The organism is Mycobacterium sp. UM_WGJ, assembly GCF_000455125.1.
Taxonomy (GTDB): domain Bacteria; phylum Actinomycetota; class Actinomycetes; order Mycobacteriales; family Mycobacteriaceae; genus Mycobacterium.
This window is the reverse complement of sequence record NZ_AUWR01000005.1, coordinates 40,065-48,445: the sequence shown is the minus strand read 5'-3', so window position 1 is coordinate 48,445 and position 8,381 is coordinate 40,065. Positions and strand designations below refer to the sequence as shown.

The window sequence follows — 8,381 nt, the reverse complement described above, 5'->3', positions numbered from 1 at the left end:
CCGCGCTTGCGATCACCAAGTGTCGAAGTGCGCCACCTGCTCGGCCGGCAGTCGCTTGGCCGGCTTGAAGTCGGTGCCCAAGGTGTAGGCGATGGGGAACAGCCCGCCCTGGCTGTAGTTCTCGTACGGGATGCCGAGCACCTCGGCGGCCTGCTGCTCGCCGTCCCCGAGCAGGTGCAGGGTCGTCCAGCAGGAACCAAGTCCGCGGTTGCGCAACGCCAGGCAGTAGCTCCACGCAGCCGGGAACAACGACGCCCAGAACGATGCGCCGAACCCCAGCGACCCGGTCTCGGGCTTGCCTTCCAGGCACGGGATCATCAGCACCGGCACGTCCTGCAGGTTCTCGGCCAGATACCTGGCTGAGCCGCTGATGAACTCCATCCGCTCACTGCGCACGTCGCCCTCGCCGTAGTCAGGCTTCATCCGGTTCAGGTACGGCAGGGCGTTCGTGCGGTAGATGTCGGCGAGCGCCTGCTTCTTGACCGGGTCGGTGACGAACATCCACTGCCAGCCCTGAGCGTTGGATCCGGTGGGTGCCTGCAGGGCGATCTCAAGGCACTCCATCAGCACCTCGCGGGGAACAGCCTTGTCAAGATCGAGGCGTTTGCGGACCGATCGCGTGGTGGTCAGGACTTCGTCGGCGGACAAGTTGAGGGTCATGGATGGAGGTTACCGTCGGGCTTGCTGCGGCGGTCCAGCTTCGGCTCTCCTGCGCCGAGCCCCCGCTGACCGCCGGGGTACTACCGAAAATCGCGGGATCGCGAACTCACCGCCAGCTCAAGGGCGCCCAACCGATCGGCCAGCACGGTGATGGCCCCACTGGCGTTCTGCACCCGCCCGCGGATCAGCAACGCTGTCGCCGTCTGCGCCAGCCGGCGATGCCGCGTCCACACCCCGGGCGTACACAGCACATTGACCATCCCGGTCTCGTCTTCGATGTTGACGAACGTCACCCCGCGGGCAGTGGACGGCCGCTGCCGGTGGGTGACCGCCCCGGCCACCAGCACCCGGGTGCCGTCGGGAACCGCGGTCAGCCGCACCGCCGGAATCACCCCGAGCGCATCGAGATCGGCACGCAGGAACTGGGTCGGGAAGCTGTCGCAGGACACCCCGGTAGCCCATACATCGGCCGCCGACAACTCGATCTCACTCATCCCGGGCAACACCGGAGTATGCGTCGCAACCCCCACCCCCGGCAGCCGGTCCGGCCGCTGCCCCGCCGCAGCCCCGGCCGTCCACAGCGCCTCCCGGCGTGACACCCCGAAACCGGCGAATGCGCCGGCGGTTGCCAACGCCTCAGTCTGGGGAACTGAAAGCTTTACCCGCGCAGTCAGATCCAGCATCGAAGCAAATGGTCCGTAGGCCTCACGGTCGGCCACCAACCGCTCGGCGAGGTCGGTACCGATGCCACGTACAGCGCCCAGCCCCAGCCGGACCTGCGTGCCGACTTCGGCCAGTGTGGCGTGCGCCAGGCTGGCGTTGACGTCCGGCCGGTGCACCACAACCCCGTGCCGGCGGGCGTCGGCGACCAGTGACTGCGGCGAATAGAAGCCCATCGGCTGGGCGCGGAGCAGCGCGGCGCAGAACGCCGCCGGGTAGTGCAGCTTGAACCAGGCCGAGTAGAACACCAGCGACGCGAAACTCATCGCGTGACTCTCCGGAAATCCGTAGTTGGCAAAGGCTTCCAGCTTCTCGTAGATCCGGTCCGCCACCTCGCCGGTGATGCCGTGGCACTCCGCCATGCCGCTGTAGAACCGGTCACGCAATCGGCGCATCCGCTCCGGTGATCGTTTGGAGCCCATCGCGCGTCGCAACTGGTCGGCTTCGCCCGCGGTGAATCCGGCGCAGTCCACCGCCAGCGTCATCAGCTGTTCTTGAAACAGCGGGATTCCCAAGGTTTTCTCCAGCGCCCTCGCCATGCACGGATGCTCATAGGTCACCGGATCGATACCGTTGCGGCGGCGGATGTAGGGATGCACCGATCCGCCCTGGATCGGCCCGGGGCGGATCAGCGCCACCTCCACCACCAGGTCGTAGAACACCCGGGGGCGCAGCCGCGGCAGGGTGGCCATCTGCGCGCGCGACTCCACCTGGAACACTCCGACCGTGTCGGCGCGGGCCAGCATCTCGTACACCGCCGGCTCGGACAGATCGATCGCGGCCAAATCCACTTCGATGCCGCAATGCTGCGCCACCAGATCGATCGCGTAGTGCAATGCCGACAGCATTCCCAGCCCCAGCAGGTCGAACTTCACCAAACCTATTGCCGCGCAGTCGTCCTTGTCCCACTGCAGCACGCTTCGTCCAGGCATCCGGGCCCATTCCACCGGGCATACGTCGGCGATCGGGCGGTCACAGATCACCATGCCTCCGGAGTGGATGCCCAGATGCCGCGGCAGGTCGGCGACCTGGTCGGCCAGCTCGATCACCTGTTCGGGGATGCCGTGCAGATCGGAGTCCTCCCGGCCAGGCCGGCCCCATCGGCTCAGCTGCTTGCTCCAGGCGTCCTGTTGCCCCGGCGAATAGCCCAGCGCGCGGGCCATGTCCCGCACGGCGCTGCGACCCCGGTAGGTGATGACGTTGGCCACCTGGGCGGCGTGGTCTCGGCCGTATTTGTCGTAGACGTACTGGATCACCTTTTCCCGCTCATCCGATTCGATGTCGATATCGATGTCGGGTGGGCCATCGCGAGCCGGCGACAGAAAGCGTTCGAACAGCAGCCCGTTGGCCACCGGGTCCACCGCGGTGATCCCGAGGGCGTAGCAGACCGCGGAGTTGGCAGCCGATCCCCTGCCCTGACACAAGATGTCGCTGCGCCGACAGAACTGGGTGATGTCGTGCACCACCAGGAAATATCCGGAAAAACCCAGTTGAGCAATGACTTCCAGCTCGCGTTCGATCTGGGCGGAGGCATCCGGCATGCGCTCGGGCGGGCCGTAGCGCCCGACCGCGCCGGCCAGGGTGAGCTGCCGCAGCCAACTGTCCTCGGTGTGACCGTCTGGAACGGCAAACGGCGGCAGCCGGGGGGCGATCAGCGTCAACGGAAAAGCGCACCGCTCACCGAGTTCGGCCGCCCCCGGCACCGCCGTCGGATGTGCCGCGAACAATCGGGCCATCTCTGCGCCGGAGCGCAGATGCGAGCCGCCCAGCGGAGCCAGCCGGGCGGCGGCGGCGTCCAGTGACTGTCGGGCCCGCACCGCGCCCAGCGCCATTGCCAGCCGCCCCCGGTCCGGCCGGGCGAAATGCGCGCCGGTGGTGGCTACCAGCCCCACCCCGAACCGGGGCGCCAGGCCGGCCAGCGCCGCATTGCGTTCGTCGTCGCACGGATCGGAGTGCCGGGTCAGCTCCACGCTGACCCGCGCGGCCCCGAACCGGTCCACCAGGTCGGCCAGCGCGGCGGCGGCCGCATCCGGGCCCCCGGTGGCCAGCGCCTGGCGAACGTGGCCCTTACGGCAGCCGGTCAGGATGTGCCAGTGCCCGCCCGCCGCCTCGGTCAGCGCATCCAGATCGAAACGCGGCTTGCCCTTCTCGCCGGCCAGGTGCGCGGCGGCGATCTGCCGCGACAACCGCCGATAACCCTCCGGGCCGCGGGCCAGCACCAGTAGGTGCGGACCTGGTGGGTCCGGGTCATCAGTGCGCGCCACCCTCCCCAGCGACAACTCGGCGCCGAACACCGTGGCCATATCCAACTCGGCGGCCGCCTCGGCGAAGCGCACCACTCCGTACAGACCGTCGTGATCGGTCAGCGCGATCGCCCGCAGGCCCAGCCGGGCAGCCTCGGCAACCAGCTCCTGTGGGCTGCTGGCCCCGTCCAGAAAGCTGTACGCCGAGTGTGCGTGCAACTCGGCGTAGGGCACTACCCGCCCGGCTGGCCGGAGCGGCTCGACCTGCGGGGCCGGCGGGCCGTGCTCAGCAGACATACCGGCAGGAATACCGGTGTGACGAGGCTTACCATCGAGCACCCGCTCCATTTCCGCCCAGCTCGGCGGCCCGTTACCCCAGCCCATACCCTCCAATGTATCGAACATATGTGCGATAAAACCCTGGGTGGGTGCGAAAAAGAAGTTTGATGCACTAATCTGTGTCAGATTCCGGCACGATGCGAAAGGCCACTGCTTTCATGTTCGGCGCTGTCAGACGTGCGTGGTTGCCCCTACTCATCATCGCCGTTCTCGTGGTAGGGGGGTTCACGGTGCAGCGAGTCCGCGGTTTCTTCGGAGCCGACGACAGCGGCTCAGGGTCCACCCCGTTCGAGGACACCAAGCCGTTCCACCCCAAAGTCGTGGTCTACGACATCTTCAGCCCCGACGGCACCTACGCCGACATCAACTACCTGGACCTCGATGCCACGCCACAGCGGGTCGACGGCGCCGGCCTGCCGTGGTCGCTGACCCTGTCGACCACCAACCCGGCGGTGAGCCCCAACATCGTCGCCCAAGGTGACGGCACCACCATCGGCTGTCGGGTCACCATCGACGGCGAAGTCAAAGACGAACGCATCTCCAGCAGCCCCGTCAGCGCCCAGACCTTCTGCATTGTGAAATCCGCATGAGCAACCACACCAGCCACGACACCCCCACCGACACGCTGCCTGCCGCGCAACCACCCAAGCGCACCGGTATCCCGGCCTGGATCCGGCGGCTCGCTGTGCCCATCATCCTGGCCTGGGTGGCGCTCACGGTCCTGGTGAACGTCATCGTGCCGCAGCTCGATGAAGTCGGAAAGATGCGCGCGGTGTCGATGGCCCCCCGCGACGCTCCGTCGATGATCGCGATGATGCGCATCGGAAAGGTGTTCGACGAGTTCAAGTCGGACAGCTCGGGCATGGTCGTGATCGAAGGCGACCAGCCCCTGGGCGACGACGCGCACAAGTACTACGACCAGTTGGTCGCCAAGATGGAGGCCGACCCCACCCATATCGAGCACGTCCAGGACTTCTGGAGCGACCCGCTGACCGCAGCCGGATCCCAGAGCCCGGACGGCAAGGCCGCCTATGTTCAGGTGTATCTGGCCGGCAACATGGGCGAGACCCTGGCCAACGAGTCGGTCGAGGCCGTCCAGCAGATCATCGCCGACACCCCGGCCCCCGAGGGCGTACACGCCTACGTCACCGGCGGGGCCGCCCTCAACGCCGATCAGCACATCGCCGGGGACAAAAGTCTGAAACTCATCACCGCGCTGACGTTCGTGGTGATCATCACGATGCTGCTGAGTATCTACCGGTCCGTCGGCACCGTGCTGTTGGTGCTGGGCATGGTGGTCTTCTCGCTGAGCGCTGCCCGCGGCGTGGTGGCCGTGCTGGCCTACTACAACATCATCGGCCTGTCGACGTTCGCGGTGAACCTGCTGGTGACACTGGCTATCGCCGCCTCGACGGACTATGCGATCTTCCTGCTCGGCCGCTACCAGGAGGCCCGATCACTCGGCGAGGACAAGGAATCGGCCTTCCACACCATGTATCACGGCACCGCGCACGTGATCCTGGGTTCCGGGCTGACCATCGCCGGGGCGACCTTCTGCCTGCACTTCACCCGACTGCCCTATTTCCAGTCGCTGGGCGTCCCGCTGGCGATCGGCATGTTGGTCATTGTGGTGGCCGCTCTCACCTTCGGTTCCGCGGTGGTCACGGTGGCCAGCCGCTTCGGCATGCTGGAGCCCAAGCGTGCGATGCGGATCCGCACCTGGCGGCGCATCGGCACGCTGATCGTGCGCTGGCCGGGGCCGGTGCTGGTGGCCACCACAGCGGTCTGCCTGGTCGGGCTGCTCACGCTGCCTGGGTACCAGACCAACTACAACGACCGGGAGTACCTGCCGGACTACGTGCCGGCCAACATCGGCTACGCCGCCGCCGACCGGCACTTCTCCCAGGCCCGGATGAGCCCGGAACTGCTGATGATCGAGACCGACCACGACCTGCGCAACCCGGCCGACTTCCTGGTGATCAACCGGATCGCCAAGCGGGTGTTCGAGGTCCCCGGCGTCGGGCGGGTGCAGACCATCACCCGGCCACTGGGCACGCCGATCGAACACACCACGATCCCGTTCGCGATCAGCATGCAGGGCACCACCCAGCAACTGAACATGAAGTACCAGCTCGACAGCATGCGCAACATGCTCAAGATGGGCGAGGACATGCAGGTCTCGATCGACAGCATGAAGCAGATGCTCGAAGTCACCCGCGCGATGTCGGAGACCACGCACAGCATGGACCTCAAGATGCACCACATGCTCGACGACATCCAGAAGATGCGCGACTCGATCGCGGACTTCGACGACATGTGGCGCCCGATGCGCAGCTACTTCTACTGGGAGCCGCACTGCTTCGACATCCCGATCTGCTGGTCGATCCGGTCGATCTTCGACGTGATGGATGGCCTCGACCAGATGACCGAGGATTTCGAAAAGGTGCTGCCCGACATCGACAACCTCGACCGGCTGATGCCCCGGATGCTCGAGATCATGCCGCCGATGATCGAGACGATGGAAAACATGCGGACCACCCAGCTGAAGATGCAGTCCACCATGGAGGGCCTGCAGCTTCAGATGGAGAAGATGATGGAAGGCCAGAACGCCATGGGCAAGGCGTTCGACGAGTCCAAGAACGACGACTCGTTCTATCTACCGCCCGAGGCATTCGACAACCCCGACTTCAAGCGCGGCATGAAGATGTTCCTGTCCCCCGACGGACACTCGGTGCGGTTCATCATCTCCCACGAGGGCGACCCGATGTCCGAAGAAGGCATCTCACACGTCACGCCGATCAAGCACGCCGTGCACGAAGCGCTCAAAGGCACCCCGCTGGAGGGCTCGAAGGTCTATCTCGGCGGCACCGCAGCCATGTTCAAGGACATGAAAGATGGCTCGCACTATGACCTGATCATCGCCGGCATCGCCTCACTGTGCCTGATCTTCATCATCATGCTGCTGATCACCCGCGCGGTGGTGGCCTCGGCGGTGATCGTCGGGACGGTGCTGCTCTCACTGGGCACCTCGTTCGGGCTCTCGGTGCTGATCTGGCAGCACATCATCGGCCTGCACCTGCACTGGATGGTGCTGGCGATGTCGGTGATCATCCTGCTGGCGGTCGGCTCGGACTACAACCTGCTGCTGGTCTCCCGAATGAAGGAAGAGCTGCACGGTGGGCTGAAGACCGGCATCATCCGCGCCATGGGTGGCAGTGGCTCCGTGGTCACCTCAGCGGGCCTGGTGTTCGCGTTCACGATGATGTCGATGATCGTCTCCGACCTGAAGGTGATCGGTCAGGTGGGCTCCACCATCGGCCTGGGCCTGCTCATCGACACCCTGGTGATCCGCTCCTTCATGACACCGTCGATCGCCGCGCTGCTGGGTCGCTGGTTCTGGTGGCCGCAGCGGGTGCCGTTGCGGCCGACGCCGGCGGCGCAGCAGGTCGCCACGCTGCGGTCGTCGTCCGAGCCGGTATCGGTCGGCTGACGCCGTCGTCAGGTCGGTCGGACCACGGCGACCGGCGCGTGCGCCGACTGCACCACTGCCTGGCTGACCGAACCCAGCAGCATGCCGGTGAAGCCGCCGCGGCCGTGGCTGCCCACCACCAGTAGCTGAGCCTCCTGCGATTGATCGACGAGTTGGTCGGCCGGCCGGTCATCGACCACCACGCGGCGTACCGTGACGTCGGGGTAGCGCTCCCGCCAGCCCGCCAGTCTTTCGGCCAGGGCCAGTTCGCCTTCGGATGCCATCGCCGCCGTGTCGATGCCGGGAAAGTCCAGCAGTCCGGTGTCGTGCCAGGCATACACCGCGACCAGTTCCACCCCGCGCAACGAAGCCTCTTCGAACGCCAGCGCGGTTGCGGCCTCCGACACCGGAGAGCCGTCGATACCGACCACCACCGGTGCGGTGTCGCGACGCAGATGGTCTTCGTGGATGACCACGACCGCGCAGTGCGCGTGCCGCACCAGCGACGAGCTGACCGAGCCGAGCAGCAGCCGGCGCATCCGCCCGTGCCCGCGCGATCCGACCACCAGGCGGGCGGCCTCGCGACTCATGTCCACCAGCATCGGCACCGTGGAGCCCACGACGGTCTCGGCTGCGACCTGCGTCGCGCCGGCCGCCTCGGCGATCTCAACGGCCTCGCGCAGGTAGCGTTCGCCCTGGTCACGCTGCCACTCGGTGTAGCCGGACGGCATCGGGGTCTCGGGAAACGTCATCACCACCGGGGAGGCCAGCACGTGGACCAGGGTGAGCGGCAGGTTGTGCAGCGCGGCGTCACGCGCCGCCCAGTCGACCGCCGCTACCGACGACGGCGATCCGTCGACACCGACCAGGATTCCGGGAGTGGACGACACGGGGCTCTCCTTGTGTTCGGGGAACTCTCTAGACCCCTACCACGCTAGTAGGACCGCGGC

At 66.7% G+C, this 8,381-nt stretch carries 5 protein-coding genes; 2 read left to right on the top strand and 3 right to left on the bottom strand.

Translation table 11 applies throughout. The features are described from left to right. Positions 1 to 12: 12 nt before the first annotated feature. Together N416_RS0101500 and N416_RS0101495 are read right to left on the bottom strand one after the other, a co-directional pair. Positions 13 to 660, bottom strand: coding sequence for a nitroreductase family protein (locus N416_RS0101500; protein ID WP_024440370.1), 648 nt, complete (start codon positions 658 to 660; stop codon positions 13 to 15). Between the two features lie 80 nt (positions 661 to 740). Further along, a complete protein-coding gene (locus N416_RS0101495; RefSeq protein WP_024440369.1) occupies positions 741 to 4,007 on the bottom strand; it encodes an error-prone DNA polymerase in 3,267 nt (1,088 codons plus the stop codon). Between the two features lie 113 nt (positions 4,008 to 4,120). Between N416_RS0101495 and N416_RS0101490 the strand changes: the two genes are divergently transcribed. Then, positions 4,121 to 4,552 carry an MmpS family protein gene (locus tag N416_RS0101490; protein WP_024440368.1) on the top strand — a complete coding sequence of 144 codons (432 nt, stop codon included), beginning with the start codon at positions 4,121 to 4,123 and terminating at the stop codon, positions 4,550 to 4,552. Then, complete coding sequence (locus N416_RS0101485; RefSeq protein WP_024440367.1) at positions 4,549 to 7,452, top strand: RND family transporter; 2,904 nt, start codon at positions 4,549 to 4,551, stop codon at positions 7,450 to 7,452. The genes N416_RS0101490 and N416_RS0101485 overlap by 4 nt, the downstream gene beginning before the upstream one ends. A gap of 8 nt (positions 7,453 to 7,460) precedes the next feature. Here the strand turns inward: N416_RS0101485 and N416_RS0101480 are convergent, their stop codons facing one another. Next, positions 7,461 to 8,321, bottom strand: a complete 861-nt coding sequence (locus N416_RS0101480) for a universal stress protein (RefSeq protein ID WP_024440366.1) — start codon at positions 8,319 to 8,321, stop codon at positions 7,461 to 7,463. Positions 8,322 to 8,381: the final 60 nt, after the last annotated feature.